At 72.1% G+C, this 18,018-nt stretch carries 14 protein-coding genes; 6 read left to right on the top strand and 8 right to left on the bottom strand.

Going from position 1 to position 18,018, the window contains the following annotated elements; translation table 11 throughout:
• Positions 1–83: 83 nt before the first annotated feature.
• The 3 genes from O3W51_RS01470 to O3W51_RS01460 are packed head-to-tail and all read left to right on the top strand — an operon-like array spanning position 84 to position 2,711.
• Positions 84–1,466 (top strand): ferredoxin reductase family protein, encoded by a 1,383-nt coding sequence (locus tag O3W51_RS01470; protein WP_138351379.1) that lies wholly within the window; start codon positions 84–86, stop codon positions 1,464–1,466.
• Between the two features lie 5 nt (positions 1,467–1,471).
• Positions 1,472–1,936, top strand: a complete 465-nt coding sequence (locus tag O3W51_RS01465; RefSeq protein ID WP_138351597.1) for an FMN-binding protein — start codon at positions 1,472–1,474, stop codon at positions 1,934–1,936.
• Between the two features lie 34 nt (positions 1,937–1,970).
• Complete coding sequence (locus O3W51_RS01460; RefSeq protein WP_164292899.1) at positions 1,971–2,711, top strand: FAD:protein FMN transferase; 741 nt, start codon at positions 1,971–1,973, stop codon at positions 2,709–2,711.
• Between the two features lie 44 nt (positions 2,712–2,755).
• Here the strand turns inward: O3W51_RS01460 and O3W51_RS01455 are convergent, their stop codons facing one another.
• The 5 genes from O3W51_RS01455 to O3W51_RS01435 form a co-directional block, all read right to left on the bottom strand.
• Positions 2,756–5,575 (bottom strand): N-acetylmuramoyl-L-alanine amidase, encoded by a 2,820-nt coding sequence (locus O3W51_RS01455; RefSeq protein WP_269283088.1) that lies wholly within the window; start codon positions 5,573–5,575, stop codon positions 2,756–2,758.
• Positions 5,576–6,106: 531 nt separating this feature from the next.
• Positions 6,107–7,108: a TolB family protein gene (locus tag O3W51_RS01450; RefSeq protein ID WP_138351375.1), complete on the bottom strand. Its 1,002-nt coding sequence runs from the start codon at positions 7,106–7,108 to the stop codon at positions 6,107–6,109.
• Positions 7,105–8,466 (bottom strand): MFS transporter, encoded by a 1,362-nt coding sequence (locus O3W51_RS01445; RefSeq protein ID WP_138351374.1) that lies wholly within the window; start codon positions 8,464–8,466, stop codon positions 7,105–7,107. The genes O3W51_RS01450 and O3W51_RS01445 overlap by 4 nt, the downstream gene beginning before the upstream one ends.
• A gap of 3 nt (positions 8,467–8,469) precedes the next feature.
• Positions 8,470–9,885, bottom strand: a complete 1,416-nt coding sequence (locus tag O3W51_RS01440; RefSeq protein ID WP_138351373.1) for an alkaline phosphatase PhoX — start codon at positions 9,883–9,885, stop codon at positions 8,470–8,472.
• A 75-nt stretch (positions 9,886–9,960) separates the two neighbouring features.
• Positions 9,961–11,550, bottom strand: coding sequence for a discoidin domain-containing protein (locus O3W51_RS01435; RefSeq protein WP_244808975.1), 1,590 nt, complete (start codon positions 11,548–11,550; stop codon positions 9,961–9,963).
• 304 nt (positions 11,551–11,854) lie between these two features.
• Here O3W51_RS01435 and cas3g point away from each other — a divergent pair, with 304 nt between their 5' ends.
• Positions 11,855–14,761, top strand: a complete 2,907-nt coding sequence (gene cas3g, locus O3W51_RS01430; RefSeq protein WP_269283080.1) for a type I-G CRISPR-associated helicase/endonuclease Cas3g — start codon at positions 11,855–11,857, stop codon at positions 14,759–14,761.
• Between the two features lie 6 nt (positions 14,762–14,767).
• Here cas3g and O3W51_RS01425 read toward each other — a convergent pair whose 3' ends face one another.
• Both O3W51_RS01425 and cynR read right to left on the bottom strand, forming a co-directional pair.
• A complete protein-coding gene (locus O3W51_RS01425; RefSeq protein WP_138351371.1) occupies positions 14,768–15,208 on the bottom strand; it encodes a hypothetical protein in 441 nt (146 codons plus the stop codon).
• A 148-nt stretch (positions 15,209–15,356) separates the two neighbouring features.
• Positions 15,357–16,256: a transcriptional regulator CynR gene (gene cynR, locus O3W51_RS01420; protein WP_138351370.1), complete on the bottom strand. Its 900-nt coding sequence runs from the start codon at positions 16,254–16,256 to the stop codon at positions 15,357–15,359.
• A 126-nt stretch (positions 16,257–16,382) separates the two neighbouring features.
• Between cynR and O3W51_RS01415 the strand changes: the two genes are divergently transcribed.
• Both O3W51_RS01415 and cynS read left to right on the top strand, forming a co-directional pair.
• Positions 16,383–16,988 carry a carbonic anhydrase gene (locus tag O3W51_RS01415; protein WP_138351369.1) on the top strand — a complete coding sequence of 202 codons (606 nt, stop codon included), beginning with the start codon at positions 16,383–16,385 and terminating at the stop codon, positions 16,986–16,988.
• A gap of 50 nt (positions 16,989–17,038) precedes the next feature.
• A complete protein-coding gene (gene cynS, locus O3W51_RS01410; protein WP_138351368.1) occupies positions 17,039–17,509 on the top strand; it encodes a cyanase in 471 nt (156 codons plus the stop codon).
• Between the two features lie 39 nt (positions 17,510–17,548).
• On the opposite strand, the gene O3W51_RS01405 is transcribed toward cynS, so the two are convergent.
• Positions 17,549–18,018: NADPH-dependent FMN reductase (locus tag O3W51_RS01405; RefSeq protein WP_269283076.1), on the bottom strand; the 470-nt coding region annotated here is incomplete at its 5' end.

The raw sequence follows: 18,018 nt of genomic DNA, 5'->3' as shown, positions 1-18,018 counted from the left end.
AGACCCGCCCCGGGCCTCCGGTTCAGAGCTGATTCAGAGGTTGCGGCGGCACAGTGGGCCGTCAGCCGACGAAAGGGGACATCGTGGCGACCACCTACGGCCACCGGGCGGCCCGGCGCCGGTCCGCGCCGCCCGGGCCACCCGCGCCGCGCGGCCGCCGCTCACCGGCCCGCTTCATCCTTTCCCTGGTCGGGGCGGGTGCGGTCACGGTGCTGGCGCTGTGGTGGCTGGACACCGCCTCGGTCGTCGGGCCGGCAGGCTGGCTGATCGGCGCGGGCCGGATCGCCGGCCTCCTCACCGGCTACGGCTGCGCCGTCCTGGTCGCCCTCATGGCCAGGGTGCCCGCCCTGGAACGCGGGGTGGGCAGCGACCGGGTGGCCCGCTGGCACGCGATGGCCGGCCGCTACACCGTCTGTCTGCTGCTGGCCCACATCGTCCTGATCATCTGGGGCTACGCGCTGCAGGCCCGCACGAGCGTGGTGCGGGAGACCACGACCGTGGTGCTGGACTATCCGGAGATGCTCAAGGGGACGGCGGGTGCGCTGATCCTCGTCGCCGTCGGCGTCTTCTCCGCGCGTGCCGTACGCCGCCGGGTCAGCTACGAGACCTGGTACTACCTGCACGTCATGACCTATCTCGCGCTCTTCCTCGCCTTCGGCCACCAACTCGCCCTCGGCGCCGATTTCGCCGGGAACGCGGCGGCCCGGAACGCCTGGTACGCGCTGTACCTCGGGGTCGCTGCGCTGGTGGTGTGGTTCCGCGTTCTCGTCCCCGTCCGGTTGAACGTGCGGCACCGGCTGCGGGTCGCGGCGGTCGTACGCGAGGCGCCCGGCGTCGTCTCCGTCCTGATCCAGGGGCGCCGGCTGGACGGACTGCGCGCCGAGCCGGGCCAGTTCCTGCGCTGGCGGTTCCTCACCGGCGGACTGTGGTGGACCTCCAGTCCGTACTCGCTGTCGGCCGCCCCCCGCCCGGACCAGCTGCGCATCACCGTCAAGGCCGCCGGTGCCCACAGCGCGGCGCTGGCCCTGCTCCGGCCCGGCACCCGGGTCTGGGCGGAGGGCCCGTACGGGGCGCTGACCTCCGCCCGCCGGACCCGTTCCAAGGTGCTGCTGCTCGCCGGCGGGGTGGGTGTCACCCCGCTGCGCGCGCTGTTCGAGACGCTCCCCGCCCGCCCCGGCGAGCTGACCCTGCTGTACCGGGCCCGCACACCAGGGGACCTGGCCCTGCGGTCGGAGCTGGAGTCGATAGCGCAGTCCCGCGGAGCCCGCCTGTACTACGCCGTCAACGCGGCCGACGGCACCCGCGCCGCGATCACCGTCACCGGCCTGCGGACGATACTGCCCGACATCGCACAGCACGACGTGTACCTGTGCGGGCCGGAAGGCATGGCGCAGGAGTCGTACGACGCACTGCGCGCGGCCGGTGTGCCCGCCGGCCGCATCCACCACGAATCCTTCGAGCTGTGAGCGCCATGCGAACCCATCCCCTGCGCCGCATCGTGCTGAGCGCGGCAGCCACCGTGACCGGCGTCGTCCTCCTGCTGTCGCTGAAACCGCACGCGCAACACCAGTCGGTGGCGCAACAGAACCCGAACCAGGGACCCTCCCCCACAGCGGCAGGGTCCGCCCCGTCGGCGTCGGCGGGTTCGACGTCCGGCGGGGTCCGGACCGTCGACGGGGACACCATCCAGACGCGGTTCGGGCCGGTACAGGTGCGGATCACCCTGACCGGGTCGAAGATCACCGCGGTCACCGTGCTCCAGGTACCCGACGAGAACGGCCGGGACCAGGAGGTCGCCGAGTTCTCCGTTCCGCAGCTCACCCAGGAGGCCCTCGACGCCCAGAGCGCGGGCATCGACACCGTCTCCGGCGCGACGTACACCAGCGAGGGGTACATCCGCTCCCTGCAGAGCGCGTTGGACAGATCCGGTGGCTGACACCCCGGATCGGCTGCGGCACGTGGAGCACGTGATGGGCACCGTGTTCTCGTTCGACGTCCGTGGTGACACGGGTCCGCGCACCCGTACCGCGCTGGCCGCCGCCACCGCCTGGCTGCACCACGTGGACGAGGAGTTCTCGCCCTACCGGACCGGCAGCCAGGTCAGCCGGCTGGCCCGCGGCGAGCTCACCCCCGACGAGTGCTCGGCGGAGGTACGGGAGGTGCTGCGGCTGTGTGCGGACGCAGAGTGGCTCAGCGGCGGCTGGTTCAGCGCCCGGTACGCGGGAGGGATCGATCCGACCGGTCTCGTCAAGGGGTGGGCCGTGGAGCGGGCGGCCGCGATGCTGCACTCCGCGGGTGCGCCCGCCGTCTGCGTCAACGGCGGCGGCGATGTGCAGCTGCACGGCGGACCCTGGCGGGTGGGGGTGGCGGACCCGCTGCGGCCCGGTGCCGTGGTGACCGTCGTCGAGGCCCGGCACACACTGGCCGTGGCCACCTCCGGCCCCGCCGAACGCGGCTGCCACATCCTCGACCCGCACACCGGCGCACCCCCGGCCGATGCCCTCGCCTCGGTCACGGTGGTCGCCCGCGGCCTGACCGACGCCGATGCCTGGGCCACCGCCGCCTGCGCAATGGGCGCGGACCGGGCCCGCGGGTGGCTGGAGGACCTGCCGGGAGCGGAGGCCTTCGCGGTCACGTCCGAGGGTGGTACGTGGCAGACCAGTGGCTTCGCGCGGACCCACTCCGGCGCGAACACGGCCCGGGAACGCTGAAGGGCCCGGCCGCTGGTCGCGGCCGGGCCCTTCCGTACCCCTTGTCAGCTGGTGTAGTAGCCGGTCAGGTCGGCCAGCAGGTGGACATTGCCCAGGAGGTTGTAAAAGTCGACCTTCCCGTTCACCACCGGAACCACGACCAGGTTCGGAATCGTCTGCTTCGCCACGAAGTTGAGATTCGAAACCCCCGGCCGCGGCTGCCCGTCCGGATAGACACTCACGAAGCCACCGGAGGTCGGCGCGACCGCCGTCACGTTCAGGACCACCGCCGTCACACCCGTGGCCGGCAGCCCCGCGCGTCCGGCGATCTGCAGGGTGATGGTGCCGCCGGGGCCGACGGGGGCGTGGATGCCTCCGGTGCCGGAGCGGGTGTCGAGCACGCGGGTGGGTCCCGCGGTGTTGAACACCGATCCTGTGGAGGTGTAGTAGCCGGTGAGGTCGGCCAGCAGGTCAACGGTGCCCAGGAGGTTGTAGAAGTCGACCTTCCCGTTCACCACCGGAACCACGACCAGGTTCGGAATCGTCTGCTTCGCCACGAAGTTGAGGTTCGAGACGCCCGGCCGGGGCTGCCCGTCCGGATAGACGCTCACGAAGCCACCGGAGGTCGGCGCGACCGCCGTCACGTTCAGGACGACCGCCGTGACTCCGGTGGCCGGCACGGCACCGACGCCCGCGACCTGCAGGGCGATGCTCGCCCCCGGACCCACCGGAGCCTTCGCCGCACCCAGCCCCGACCGCGTGTCGAGCACCCGCGTCGGACCGGTCGGCGTGTACGTGCCCGTCGGGGGCTTGGCCGCCTCGACGGTGGTGACATCACTCGCCTTCACGAAGGCGATGCGGTGGTTGTAGCGGATCGGGTAGTACGTCGTCGTGCCGACGACCAGGGTGTGGTCCCCGGGCGCGTCCATGTTGACGTTCTGCGCGTAGAAGAAGTCGCTCGCGATCGGCGCGTCGGCGACATAGGCCTGGCCGGCCGGCATGGTGTAGCTGGTCGCCACGACCTGCTGCTTGGGGTCCTTGCCGACGGCGGAGAGGACGGCCGGGTACGCGGACTCCTCCGGGTAGGAGCGGCCGTAGACCGGTACGGCGGCGCTGCCGGCGGGGGTGACGACCTTCTGCGCGGTGCGGCTGTTGGCGACGGCGTTCTGTCCGCCGGGGTTGAAGAACCACGCCTTCTGGCCCGCGTACCAGATCGCCGTCCAGTCGCCCTGGACATCGGCGACGATGAAGGTCTGGCCGGAGACCGCCTTGTCCGTCCAGTCGGCTCCCTGGATGGTCCCCGTGGCCCCCTTCTTGGCGACGAGAGCGTCCTTGATCAAGGCCGCGGAAGCGGACGGGGAGGTCCGCAGATAGACGAAGTTCGCCGGACGTGCCGGGCACGGGCTCGTGGACGTCTTGCCGTCGCAACCGGTCACCACGGGCTGGTTCGCCGTGGTGAAGGGCGGAGCGATGGTGATCTCCCCGCCGACGATCGGAGCGCCGTTGCCGCCGAGCGGGGCGCCGAGCAGATCCATGTAGTGCGACCAGTCCCAGTACGTACCGGGGTCGTAGTGCATGCCCGCCACGTAGTCGTCCGTCGGGCCGGTGACATCGTCGTGGCCGATGATGTGCTGCCGGTCGAGCGGGATGTTGAAGCGGGCCGCCAGGTAGCGCACGAGTGCCGCCGAGGACTCGTACTGCGCCTCGGTGTACCAGCTCGCGTTCGTGAGGGCGAAGCCCTCGTGCTCGACGCCGAGGCTGTGCATGTTCAGCACCTTGCTGCCGGCGTGCCACGCCTCGTCCTTGGTGGGCACCACCTGTGACACCAGGCCGTCCTTCGCGCGGACCAGGTAGTTCGCGCTGACGTAGGAGGTCGGGTTCTGGAAGATGTTGACGGCGGAGCTGTAGTCGCTCTCGGTGTCATGGATGACGATGTAGCGGATCGTCTGGCCGTCGGCCGGCCGGTTGGCCTTGTCGTAGTTGCCGTAGACGGCCGGGTCCGCGGCGTTCGTCCCCTGGTAGGCGGCCGGGACGACGTCGCACACCAGACCCGAGGGGCACTCCGCCGCGGCGGCGGCCTTCGCTCCCGCGGCTTTGGCCGTGCGGGTGGGCGCCGGGGCCGCCGGGACGACCGAGGGGGCGGCGGCCAGCGTGACCTGCTGGCCGTCCGCGTTGGTGCGGGTGGCGCCGGTGCGGATGGTCGCGAAGACCCGGTCGGCGAACTGGTTCGCGGCGGCGGTGTCCGGGGACTGGGTGTAGCGCGCGACGGCGTCGTACCACTGGCCCGGGTCGGCGGCGAGCTTCCCGTGCGCCTGCTTCTCGTAGGAGGCGAGCAGGGCCGCACCGCCGCGGACGCTCTCCCGCGGATCGGTGCGGAGCGCCTTGGCGGGCTCGTCGATCAGCGCGGCGGCGGCGTCCAGGGTGTGCAGCGCCGGATCCGACGTCCGGACGGAGCCGACGGCGGCGAGCGCCGCCTTGTCCGGACGGAACCGCTGTGCGGCGCTTGCGCCGCCTTCGCCCCGCTGGTTCAGATCCGCGCGGCGCTCGCTGTCGGTGCGGGCCGGTACGGCCGACGCGTCGACCTGCGTGAGGCCCATGACATTGAAGTTGCCCGTGGCGCTCGGTGCGCCCTGGTGCGATTCCCAGCGCGTCTGGTGGTACGACACGGCGAGCAGCACGCTCTCGGGTACCTGGAACTCCGCGGCGGCGGCGCTGAAGTCCGCCTGCAACGCACGCGACGCACCGGCGGGCGAGGCCGCCTGCCCGTGGCCTGCCGGGGATGCGGAGGCGTACGCTCCGACCGCCAGCGCCGAGACCGCGACCGCCGCGGTGATACCGGTGACTACCCGCGACCGTGACCGGCCGTGTCTTCCCCGCACTGGCATGCTCCCACTGTGTAAGTAACGTCCGGGCGATTCCGGGCCGGGCCGAGCGACAAGGTCTCAGGCCCGGGGACGACTCGCCTTCCGCGCCGACGCTAGCAGGCGGCCGGCAACGTGAGCGGCGGGCGTCGCCCCATGTCCGTTTTCGGGGTGGAGCGGCCGACCGGACTCCCGGAATCCGCCGGGTGGGGGCCGTGTCAGGTGCAGATGCATCTCACTCTGTGGCAGCGGGGACAGACGACACGTCTCCTGACGTCAACGGCCGGCTCCGGTTCCATAACGCGCTCCTGACTCTCCAGCACCGCCACGGCTGTGCCCGGCAGGCTCGTTGTGCTCACTCCTTTAGACGCTTGAGCAGCGGTCTGGGTTCGCCTTTGACGCAACTTCGTGACAGCGCTTGCTCGATGGGCCGCCGTACGCCCGCTCTTGGGAGCCCTCGTCCGAGTTGTACCCCCACTCAGGTTTCGCACAGTGAAGGCGCGGTGGCCGTCGGAATGCTCACGACGGCCACCGTCCGTGCCCGGAACCCTTCCTTCAGCGACTTGGTGACGCTGCGTCGACAATGAGTTCACGGGGTTGTCCGGTCCCGTCGGACGGGACGGCCCAGACGTCGGAGCCGCCCTTGCCCCGCGATCTGGCGTACATGACGGTGTGCTCGTCGAACCACGCGGCCTGGTCGTCGATGCTCGCCGTCTCGGCGAGCGGGGTCTCCAGCATCGTCGCCAGGTCGAGCACGTGGAGCCGCCAGGGCCGCGCCGCGTCGGAGTAGACCCGCTTCTTGAACACCACCCGGGTGCCGTCCGGCGACAGGGAAGGGCACTCGGCGTTCTCACGCAGCGTGTGCGCCTCCCACTTCCCGTAGTCGCCCTGGACGAGGTACGTCTTCCCCTTCGTCGTCACGGTCGCGTAGAAGCGGTTGTCGTCCGCCGCGAAGGTCACCCCCCAGAAGTTGACGTCGGACGCGCGGTAGCGGCGGCCGTCGATGAACAACGGGATGTCCTCGATGTTCAGCACCGCGTAGCCGGTACGGGTATCGAGGATTCCGGTCCAGGTGGAGAAGCCGCCCGTGTTGTAGGAGTCCCCCTGGACGAACACCGTCCAGGAGACCATGCGCCCGCTGGGCGAGACCCGGGCGCGGTTGGGGATGCCCGACAGCTTCACCCGGCGGACCTCGCGCAGTTGACGGTCGACGATCAGCGCGTACGTCCTGGGCACGGCGCCGGTGCTGGTGACGAGGCAGACGCCGGTGCCCGCCGCGCTGTAGAACCGCTCGCAGCCCAGCCCGCTGACCGTACGGGGAGCGCCGGCCGTGTCGGCCGGCACGGCCGCGATGTTGCCGTGGCCGGCCCCGGGAGCGGTGTTCCGGAACAGCAGTTGGCCGGGGCGGGCGGTGTCGATCGGCTCGCCGTGGACGGCGGGGACCGCCTCGCGCTTTGCCGCGTGGACGCTGTAGCCGACCCCGAGCCCGGCCAGCACCAGCAGGGCGACCACCGGTGCGAGCAGCCGGAAGCGGGCGTGCTGCCGGAATGCGGTCATGCGATCGTCTCCTCGTCGTACGCCCGGGCGTTGGGTGATGCGGTGCCAGGTGCACGGTCGTCGGGTGCTTCGGTGCCGCCGGAGGAGTCGGTGTCGTCGGTCCGGGCGTCGTCCGTCGGGAAGCCGAACCTGGCCACCAGGAGGCACACCGCCAGCCCGGTCGCCATCACCGCGAGCCCGGTGCGCGGACCCCATGCCGTCCAGGCAGCGCCGAGGATGATCGAGGACACCACCCGGGCACCCGCCTGACCGGTCTGCAGCAGTGCCATCCCGCTCGTCCGCAGCCCGGCGGGCAGCATCGGTCCTGCCGCGGCCATCAGCACGCCGTCGGTCGCGGCGTAGAACACCCCGTGCAGCAGGAGCGCCGGGATGAGGACGAAGAGTCCGCCGGCGGGTCCGAGCAGCATCGCGTACGCGCCGAGCAGCGCCACATGGCCGCCGAGGAACATCCGGAACCTGCCGGTACGGTCCGCCATCCGGCCGAGCGGCACGGCGAGCAGGAGGTAGGCGCCGGTGGTGCCGAGCGGCAGCAGCGGGAAGTACTCCGGGGCGATCCCCAACCGCCGTTGCAGCAGCAGGTAGATGAAGGAGTCGCTGACCGTGACGAGACCCAGGGCGGCGGTCAGGACGCAGGTGCGGCGGAACGCGGCCGCGCGCAGCAGTCCGAACGCGGCGCGCAGCGCGGGCTCCCGCCGGTCCGGGGGTGGATCCTGCCGGTCCCGGACGAGTGAGACGAGCAGCACCACACCGAGCGCGGCGACGCAGAAGCTGACGACGAACACCGCGTCGTAGGCGGTGCCGGTCGCGGCGAGGACCGCGAAGGCCGCGAGCGGGCCGATGAAGGCGCCGACGGTGTCCATCGCCCGGTGCACACCGAAGGCGAGTCCGAGGGCCTGCGGTGGCGTACTGAGGGAGATGAGCGCGTCCCGAGGGGCGGTGCGCAGGCCCTTGCCCGCCCGGTCGGCGGCCACCACCGCGCCGAGGGCGCCCACCGAGCTCCCCGCGGCCAGCAGGCCGAGTTTGCACACCGCCGACAGCCCGTAGCCGATCCCGGCGACCAGTTTGCGGCGCTGACGGCGGTCGGCGAGATGGCCGCCGACCAGCCGTACGAGGACGGTGGCGCCGGAGTACAGGCTGTCGAACATGCCGAACGCGAGCGGGCTCAGGCCCAGTTGGAGGACCAGGTAGAGCGGCAGTACCGCACTGACCATCTCCGAGGAGACATCGGTGACCATGCTGACGGCGCCGAGTGCGACCACGTTGGCGGGGACCGTACGCAGCAGCCCGGCCCGGCGCCCCGGGCGGAGGCCCGGGGCGCCGTCGGCGGCACTGGTGCTGCTGCTCGCCGAGATGTACATCGGCTACTTCCACCCGCTGATGTCGAGCAGTACGCCGTAGCCGGTGACGTTGTACTGGACGATCACGTACAGATGGCGCCCGGTCGCGTCGAAGACGCCACCGGTGAACGAGCCCATCGGATCGTTGACGGTCGCCACCCGGATACAGCCGTCGCTCTGCAGGTCGGGGTCGGACCCGTCCGGCAGACAACTCCACAGGTCGTTGCCGTGGAAGCCCTGCAGATCGCTCTCGGTGTCACCGTCCTCGTGCACGACCCAGGTGCCGCGGCCCGGCCGGAAGGCCAGGTTGTCGGGCATGTTGACCGCCGGACTGCCCGGGACGAACAACTGGATCTGCGGGATCGCCGCGTTGGTGGTGGCGGCGGCCACCGTCCCGTCGGTCAGGCACACCGACTCGCCCCAGTTCTGCGCCTCGTCCTCGTTTCCCGTCTCGTTGACGCAGGCGCGGACCTGCCCGGCGGCGAGCGCGGTCCCGTCCAGGTCCATGTCCTCCGGCCGGTACAGGCCGGTCAGATGGAGCGCGGCGGTGGCTCCGGTCAGGTCGGGGTCGGTGCGGTCGGGGACGGGGATCCAGGCGCCCTGGCCGGTCTGGGTGCCCTGCCCGTAGTCCCGGCCGCCTTCGTACCGGCCCAGTCGGAGCCCGTAGACCCGGCCGGACGCGAACGGCGACTCGCTCAGCCGGTGGATGGGGCCGACGCCCGCCGCCCGCGGCTTGTCCGGTACGAACTTGAACAGCGCGCCGCCGGGCGCGCCCTTGTCGGGACGGTTCTCGTCGGCGTAGTAGAGCAGGCCGTTGGGCAGCACCGAGATGCCCTCGTAGGACATCCGGCCGACGCCGGGCCGGACGGTGAGGTTCGCCGCCCCGGTGCCGCCGCTGAAGCGGCCGGTGGACCGGTCGAGCGTCACTCCGGTGGTGTGCAGCGGGTCGATCAGCTCGTAGAGCCGGCCGCCCTCGGGGCCGCCACCGGTCTCCTCCCCGATGACGATCGTTCCCCAGGCGGTGCGCCGCACGGGGTCGCAAGCCTCGGTGCCGGTCAGGATCGTCTGGGACCTGCCGGTCGCCAGCTCCGTGCGCAGCAGTCCCGGCTTGTCCGGGTCGCTCTCGTTGCAGCTGATGAGCCATCGCGGGTCGGAGTCGCTGGGCCACAGCGCGCCCTGATCGGTCGTCAGCGGCAGCCGGGCGTTGACCACTCGCGTGTGCAGGCTCTTGGCGAGGGTGACCAGTCGCTCCGGGTGGGCCAGCGCCTCCGCCTTGCTGATGGCCCGGTTCGACGAGTGCGCCAGGTCGCCGGTGACGCCGTGCGGATTGCCGCGGCCGGCGGCTTCGGCCCGGTCCGGCACGGAGCCGGCGAAGATCGCACCGGCTCCGGCCGTCAGGGCCACCATGGCGGCGGCGAGCGCCGTCAGGTGTCGTTTCACGAGTTGTCTCCTTGTTCCACGGCGTTCGCCGTGCGTTGAGCGCGAGCGTGGGTCGGTGGCGGGTGACGGGACCTGTCAGTGGCAGGTGACGGGACCGAAGGTGTCGAGCACCGAGCCGTTGTCGCGGATCAGCTGCCCGGTGTACGTGGTCGGAGTGAGGGTCAGCTTCAGGACGGCCTTGACGTCGGTGATCCGCTTCTGGCTGTTGGGCTGCGCGCTCTCGAAGCCGTAGCTGTCGGCGCCGCCGGTGCCCACGATCAGTTCCCGTACGCCCGCCGGGTCGGCGCCGCCCGTCGCGTTCTGCGGTGCGAAGCGCTCGTAGAGGTGGTCGTGGCCGTTCAGGATGAGGTCGGCGCCGTGGGCGCGCAGGATCTGCCAGACGGGCTTGCTGACCATGTCGGCCTGCGGCCCGGAGCTGTACAGCGGGCGGTGCCAGTACGCGGCGACGCAGCCGTTGGTGTTCTTGGTGAGGTCCGCCTCCAGCCACTTGCCCTGCGCGGAGGTGGCGGACATGGAGGTCTCGGTGTCGAGCGCCACGAAGTGCCAGCCGCCCCGGTCCCAGCTGTAGTAGGTCTTGCCGTCGGGGGTGGCGCGGCTGCCGAAGTACCCCTTGTAGCCGGCCGCCGGGGTGCTGTCGTCGTACTCGTGGTTGCCGGTCGACGGATGGGTCTTGTTGAGGAACCGGCCCCAGGTCGTCCCGTAGTACTTCTTGAAGTCGCTGAGGCTGCCGGTGTCGTACTGGTTGTCCCCGAGGGTGAGGACCTCGTCGGGATTGATGGCCTCGACGCGCTTGGCGGTGTTCTCCGCCCCGCAGTTGTTGCCCGCGGCGCAGCCGGGATCGGCGATGTCACCCGCGGCGACGACCGTGAACGAGGTCGAGCTCTGACCGGGTGTGCCGGTCACCGGTGCGCTCGCGGCGGAGACGTTGCCCGCCGCGTCCACGGCGTTGACGGTGTAGGTGTAGGCCGTCCCCTGGGTGCGGCCGGTATCGGTGTACGTGGTGCCGGTCGCGGTCGCGACGACCGCGCCGTCCCGTGTCACCTGGTAGCCGGTGACACCGACGTCGTCGGTGGACGCGTCCCAGGCGAGGGAGACGGACGTGGCGGTCGTGCCGGTGACGCGCGGGTTCCCGGGCGCGGTCGGCGCGGTGGTGTCCGGGCCGCCGGCCGGGCCGTACACCTCGAACTCCTTGAGGGAGTACCCGTATGCGGTGCCGCGGGCGGTGCCGTACACGCGGACGTAGCGGCCGGCGGTGGCGGCCGGCAGGGCCACCTCGTCGATGCCGCCGTCACCGGTGGTCGTCGAGTACGCCTTGGTCCAGGCGGAGCCGTCGGGCGAGACCTCGACGCGGTACGCCTTGCCGTAGGCGGCCTCCCAGTCGAGGTGTACGCGGGTGAGGGTGTGGGCGGCGCCGAGGTCGACGCGGATCCACTGCGGGTCGAGCCCCTCCTCGCTGGCCCAGCGGGTGGCGGTGTTGCCGTCCACCGCCTTGGCCGCGTTGAGGGACGAGCTCTCGTCGGACGACGAGAGGGCCGGCCTGCCGCGGGACAGCAGCACGTCGCCGGCCGCGAATCCGGACGACGAGGCCGACAGGGTGATGAGCAGGGCGAGAGCCGCCACCAGGCCGTACAGACGGCGATGGCGGGCGGGCAGGAGCAAGGACACGACTGCCTCCGGGCGTGGGAGATTGATCGCGGAGCCCGGCTGCACCGGGACATCGCGAGGCCCACGGCCGGGGCAGATCTCTCACTGAGCGCGTCACATCCGGGGATGCCGCGCCAAGCCGCGTGCAGCGAGAGTGGCAAAGGTCCCGGTGGCCGTCAATAGACGTTAGTAAAGTTTCCTAACTTGTAATTCCGAGCAACTCTCCGTTCACTCCCCTCACATCGCCTCCGCGGCCGGCTCGACCTTCACAAGCCCCGGTGCCGCCTGCGAAACTGGGCGCCGACACCTGAGGAGCGTCCGATCCATGCTGGAACTCGAACCGGAGCCGGGCGACTTCACCGCCTTCTGCCGCGAGATTCACGGGTACGAGCCCTTTCCCTGGCAGACGGCACTGGTGGACCGGGTGGTGAAGGACGGCTGGCCGCGCGCCGTCTCGGTGCCGACCGGACTCGGCAAGACCTGCGTCCTCGACCTCGCGGTGTTCACTGCGGCCTTGGAGCGCGGCCGGCCCGTCAACGGCGCGGGCCCTTCCCGGGCACCGCTGCGGATCTTCTACGTCGTGGACCGGCGGTTGGCCGCCGACGAGGTGTACGACCACGCGGCGCGGCTCGCCCGGGCGCTGCGGTCGGCGCTGTCGGATCCGTACGCCGACCGACCGGCAGCACCGACGGTTCCGGTGGTACCCACGGTCCCGGTGGGCACGGCCACCGGACGGGTCGCGCGGGCGCTGTGGCGCGAGGGCGACACCGATGTGCTGGAGGCGACCCGGATGCGGGGCGGGGTGACCTGGTCCGCGAACTGGGTGGAGCGCCCGGACCGGCTCGCCGTGGTGGTCGGCACGATCGACCAGGTGGGCAGCCGCCTGCTCTTCCGCGGCTCCGGCACCGGCACCCGGCGCCGGTCGATCGACGCCGCCCTGACCGGCACCGACTCACTGATCGTCCTCGACGAGGCGCACGGGTCCGAGGAGTTCGCGGCCGGAGTCCGCGCCGCCTTCGCGCTGGACGGGACGCCCGGGGAACTGCGCCCCGTCCTGGTGACCATGTCGGCGGTCGCCGGGCTTGGGAGCGCCGACGCGCACGGCATCACCGGTGACGACGAGCGTCATCCGGTGGCGGGTCCGCGGCTGCGGTCGGCCAAGCGGCTCCATCCCGTCGAGGTCGGCACGGACGCGGATAGCCGGGATCGGTCGATGGCCGCCTCCCTCGCCGCGTGGGCGCAGCGGCCGGCCGCCGACGGCCAGGTCGTCGGGGTCGTCTGCAACACGCTCGGTCGGGCCCGGGCCGTCCTGGAGCTGCTGCCCGGCGAGAAGGTGCTGCTGACGGGGCGGAGCCGCGCCCTGGACCGGGAGTATCTGCGGGGCCGGTGGCACGACCGGACGAAGGCCGGCCACGAGTCCCGCGACGGCGGCCCGTTCCATGTGGTGACCACCCAGACCGTCGAGGTCGGCACCGATCTCGACTTCGACGCGCTGGTCACCGAAGCGGCCCCGCTCCCGGCGCTGATCCAGCGGCTGGGCCGGCTCAACCGCGTCGGGCGGCGCACCGACGCCCGCGCCGTCGTGGTCCACGGCACAGCGGACGTGCCCGGGCCGCACAGGGACGCGAGCGACGCCACCTGGCGCCTGCTGACCGGGCTCTGCCCGCCGGTCGTCACCGGCCCCGGCGAGACCCCCGAGCTCACCGGCCCCGGGCCGGCCGTCTCCCCCGCCGCGCTGCGCCGGTTGACGGCCGGCCTCGATGCCACGGAGTGGCAGGCGATGCGCGGATCCCCGCCGGTCAGAACTCCCGTGCACGCGGCAGCGCTGGACGCCTGGGTGCGCACCGAACCGGCGCCGGACGCCGACGAGCCGGTCGCCCCGTATCTGCACGGCATCGGCGCGGACGCCCGCCCTGTCGTCAGCGTCGCGTGGCGGACCCGCGAGGCGGGCCTGACCGCCGAGGAATGGCGCAATACGGTGAACCTGTTCCCGCCGGCCGCCGAGGAGAGCATCGAACTGCCGCTGCACGCCGTACGGCGGTGGCTGACCGGCAGCCCGGACGCCGCCGCGATCTCCGACGACGACGCGTTTCCCGGGCCGGGCGAGGAGCCCTCGGACGGCCCGTCAGAGGGCGGGTCCGGTTTGGAGATCCTCCGGTACCGGTTCGACGCGGCAATCGCGATCGTCACGCCCGACGACATCGAGGCCGACGATCTCATCGTCCTGCCGACGGAATTCGGCGGGTGTGACGCGTACGGCTGGAACCCCGCCTCCACCGATCCGGTCGTTGACATCGCGGACCTGGTGGGCGGCGGGGACGGCCGGGCCGGCGTCCGGATCGGCCCGGACCTGGCCACCGCCGTGCGTGTCCACGACCCCCCGCTCGCCTCCCGGGTGGACCAGCTGGTCACGGACATCGCCGCCGACACCGCACCCTTCACCGCCGAACAGCAGGCCCGCTACCGCGGCCGGTTCGCCGAGCTCGCAGGCAGCGCGCCCGGCGACGTCCCGCACCTCAGGGTGTTCAGCGCCCTGGCCCGCGGAGGCCGCCTCCTCACCGTCAACGGCCTCCGGTTGTTCGTCGCCGGCCAGGCCCCCCTCAACGGACCCTCCACGGCCGGTCTGCCGCAGACCCTCGCCGAACACCAGGCCGAGGTGTCCGCGGCCGCCGGACTGTACGCCCGCAACCTTCACCTGGACGGCCGTACGGTCGCCGCCGTCGCCCTCGCGGCCGCCCTGCACGACGAGGGCAAACGGGATCCGCGCTTCCAGACGATGCTGCACGGCGGGGACGAGGACGCCGCCCTCGCCGCACCGGAGCCGCTCGCCAAGTCCGGTACGGACCCGGCCGACCGGGCCGGGTCCGGGACGGCCCGGCGGGCCTCCGGCTATCCGCAGGGGATGCGGCACGAAGCGCTCTCGGCCCGCATCGCCGCACTGCACGCGGCCGGCCGCGACGACATCGACACGGACCTGGTCATCCATCTGGTCGCGTCCCACCACGGGTTCGCCCGGCCGCTGCTCCCGCCGGTCGTCGACCCGGACCCCCGGCACCTCCGTCTGACCATCGCGGGCCAGGAGGTGGTCCTGGGCACCGCCGAGACCGTGGACCGGGCGGGGCCCGCCCGGTTCGAAGCCCTCAACCGCAGGTACGGGCGCTGGGGGCTGGCCCGCCTGGAGGCGCTGGTCCGGCTCGCCGACGTCTACTGCTCCATCCAGCGGGAGATCTGACGGAGCCTAGAACAGCTTCTGGCCGGTGGACCGCCACCGCTCTCCGAACGGCTCGGCCAGCCCGTCCTGGGCCAGCACCTTGAGGTGCTTGAGGATGGTGCGCGACTGGTAGCCGACGGCCGTGCACAGCTCCTCGACCGTGATCCCGCCGTCCCCGGCGGACTGCACCTCCTGCCAGGTACGCGCCGCATGATGACCGAGACCGCCGTCCGGCACCGGATCGGAGGCTCTGGGTACGTCCGGCTTCGCGGACTTCGCGGACTTCGCGGTCTGCGGGGCCTGGGCCACCGGGGAGGTCTCCGGGATGCGCGTGCCGCCCTGCTCCGCATCGGGAACCACCCGTCCGGCGGCCGGGGTCCGGGGCGCCGCCGGCGGCCGCGCGGGGCCGGCCGGACGGGGGTTGCGGTTGACCGTCCGGTGCCTACGGCCCTTTTGGTGCTTGCTCATCGTGTCGTCCTGTTCTGAGGGATACCACTGGCGTGGAAATGTGGTGTGGGCCTCTCACCTCAGGAAACGATCACAACGACAGCAGGTCACCCCCGGCCTTCGCCGCCCTGACGAGTCGTCCGCCGGCCGGCCGCGACCCGTGCCCGTGTCAGGCGGGGGCGTAGCCGCGGGTGGCGGCCCATTGGTGGGTGAGGTCGGCGAACGCGCGGGCGGCGGCGCTCTCGTAGGCGGTCTCGCGGCGCAGCAGGGTGACCGTTCGGGCGGGCAGCGGTGGAGCCAGGGCGACGGGGTGCAGATGGGGGTGGTCGCGGGTGATGGCGTCAGGCAGCACCGTGGCCAGTGGTGTGTGCCGGACGATCTCGGTGAGCGCGTTGACGGAGTCCGCCTCCATGGCGACGTGCGGCTGCACCTGGTGCGCGGCGAGATACGCGTCGATGTGGCCGCGGGTGACGAAGCCGCTGGTGAGCAGCGCCAGAGGGTGACCGTGAAGTTTCCCCACCGGCAACGGGCGCTTCCGGCCGGCGTAGGGATGGGCGGTGCCGACGACGAGGCTCAGGGTCTCGGTGAAGAGCGCGGTGGCCTCGATGCCCGGCAGGTGTTGGCCGCTGAAGCCGATGCCCAGGTCGAGCTCGTCGGCCAGCAGCCGGGCTTCGACACGGTCCTGGGCGTCCTCCTGGATGTCCAGGGTGATGCCGGGGTGGCGGGTGTAGAAGTCCCCGGTCAGCGGGCCGACGAGGTAGGCGGTGAAGGTCGGGGTCATGGCCAGCCGCAGGGTGCCGGACGAGAGGTCCTGGACGTCCAGAACTGCGCGTTCCGCGGCGGCCAGGTCGCGCAGGGCGCGGCGGGCGTAGTGGACGTAGGTCCGGCCGGCGTCGGTCAGCCGGACGGTGCGCCCGGTCCGGTCCAGCAGCTGCACCTTCAAGGAGCGTTCCAGCTGCTTGATCTGCTGGGAGAGCGTCGGCTGGGAGATGTGCAGGGCCTCGGCCGCGCGCGTGAAGTTGGCGTGTTCGGCGACGGCGAGCAGATAGCGCAGATGCCGTAGTTCCAAGGCCGCCTCCCGCTATAGATGACAGCAATCGCTGTCATGACTTCTCCGTCTTGGACACTATAGGCACTGGTCACGCAGGGTGGAGCACGTCGGCCTCCACCGACACCCTCACCGAAGAGAGTGACCATGCGCGATATCGCCGAGGGAGTCCAGCGCTTCCAGCGGGACGTCTTCCCCGCCCGGGCGGGGCTCTTCGAGCACCTCGCCGCCACCCATCGGCCGACCGCCCTGTTCATCGGCTGTTCCGACGCCAGGGTGGTCCCCGAGCTGATCACCCAGCGCGAGCCGGGTGAGCTGTTCGTCATCAGGACCGCCGGCAACCTCGTCCCCGCCCGCGGCGCCGGCGCGGACGGTGTGGCGGCCAGCATCGAGTACGCCATCGGTGTCCTGGGCGTCAGCGACATCATCGTCTGCGGCCATTCCGCCTGCGGTGCGATGACCGCGCTCGCCGAGGGCCGGGACCTGACCGCGCTGCCCGCCATCGCCGACTGGCTGCGGTACGCCGACGCCTCCCCGGCCCGCGCGGCCGCGGCGGACGGCGGGGACGCGGTCGCCGCCCTGATCCGCGACAACGTCCTCACGCAACTCGCGCATCTCGCCACTCATCCCAGCGTCGCCCGCGCACTGGACCGGCACACGGTCACCCTGCACGGCTGGGTCTACGACATCGGCACCGGTGCCGTCGAGGAACTCGACACCGCGAGCGGCCGCTTCACCGCACTCGCCGGCTGACGACCCCGTCGGCCGGCCATCACTCACACCGCACTCCGGAAGGAACTCCCATGATCCAGGCCCAGTTCGACCCGCAGGCCCGCGAGCAGCTCGCGATCCAGGTCGTCGACGCCAAGATGCGCAAGGACCTCAGCTGGCAGGAGCTGGCCGATGTCACCGGTCTGTCGGTGGCCTTCGTGACGGCCGCGCTGCTCGGCCAGCATCCGCTGCCGGCCGAAGCCGCCGACGCCGTCACCGGGCTCCTCGGCCTGGACGAGGACGCCTCCCTGCTGCTGCAGACGATCCCCTTGCGCGGCTCCGCCCCGGGCGGCGTCCCCACCGATCCGACGATCTACCGCTTCCATGAGATGCTCCAGGTCTACGGCACCACGCTCAAGGCGCTGATCCACGAGCAGTTCGGCGACGGCATCATCAGCGCGATCAACTTCCGGCTCGATGTGCGGAAGGTCGAGGACCCCGACGGCGGCTCCCGGGCCGTCATCACCCTCGACGGCAAGTACCTGCCGACGAAGCCGTTCTGATCCGGCCCCGGCCCGCCGGACCGGGGCGCCGCGCGGGACTCAGGCCGCGGCGGGGTACGGCCGGTCGCGCCGGGCGTCGTGCAGGACCGATCCCCACCACAACAGCTGGTCCAGCAGCACCTTCGCGGCGGCGTCGGGTCCCTCGGGCTCCAGCAGGGTGCCGTCCGGGCCGAAGAGCAGGTAGTAGCGGGGGAAGGAGACGTAGTCGCGGACCGTGTGAGCCTGCAGTTCGTTGAACACCTGCCGCAGCTGCTCGATGGCCAGCAGGCCGCCGCTCCCGCCGCTGTAGCCCACGAACCCGATCGGCTTGGCCTGCCACTGGGTGTAGTGCCAGTCGATCGCGGCCTTCAGCGAAGCCGGGAAACTGCGGTTGTAGTCGGGGGTCACCACGACGATCGCGTCGGCCTCCCCGAGCCGACGGGTGAGCTCCGCCATCTCGGCGGGCCGCGGGAGGGCCGGCTCCATCGCCGGTGGCACGGGCGGCAGTTCGAGCGGCAGCGGCGTATCGG

It is taken from the genome of Streptomyces sp. H39-C1, from assembly GCF_027158125.1.
Classification (GTDB): Bacteria; Actinomycetota; Actinomycetes; order Streptomycetales; family Streptomycetaceae; genus Actinacidiphila; species Actinacidiphila fildesensis.
This window is presented reverse-complemented; position numbering and strand designations above follow the sequence as displayed.

What these genes read in the sequence shown, in the direction of transcription:
- O3W51_RS01425 (WP_138351371.1), bottom strand. Translation starts at nt 15,208, where the DNA reads ATGAGCAAGCACCAAAAGGGCCGTAGGCACCGGACGGTCAACCGCAAC.
- O3W51_RS01450 (WP_138351375.1), bottom strand. Translation starts at nt 7,108, where the DNA reads ATGACCGCATTCCGGCAGCACGCCCGCTTCCGGCTGCTCGCACCGGTG.
- O3W51_RS01460 (WP_164292899.1), top strand. Translation starts at nt 1,971, where the DNA reads ATGGGCACCGTGTTCTCGTTCGACGTCCGTGGTGACACGGGTCCGCGC.
- cas3g (WP_269283080.1), top strand. Translation starts at nt 11,855, where the DNA reads ATGCTGGAACTCGAACCGGAGCCGGGCGACTTCACCGCCTTCTGCCGC.
- O3W51_RS01465 (WP_138351597.1), top strand. Translation starts at nt 1,472, where the DNA reads ATGCGAACCCATCCCCTGCGCCGCATCGTGCTGAGCGCGGCAGCCACC.
- O3W51_RS01415 (WP_138351369.1), top strand. Translation starts at nt 16,383, where the DNA reads ATGCGCGATATCGCCGAGGGAGTCCAGCGCTTCCAGCGGGACGTCTTC.
- O3W51_RS01445 (WP_138351374.1), bottom strand. Translation starts at nt 8,466, where the DNA reads ATGTACATCTCGGCGAGCAGCAGCACCAGTGCCGCCGACGGCGCCCCG.
- cynS (WP_138351368.1), top strand. Translation starts at nt 17,039, where the DNA reads ATGATCCAGGCCCAGTTCGACCCGCAGGCCCGCGAGCAGCTCGCGATC.
- O3W51_RS01455 (WP_269283088.1), bottom strand. Translation starts at nt 5,575, where the DNA reads ATGCCAGTGCGGGGAAGACACGGCCGGTCACGGTCGCGGGTAGTCACC.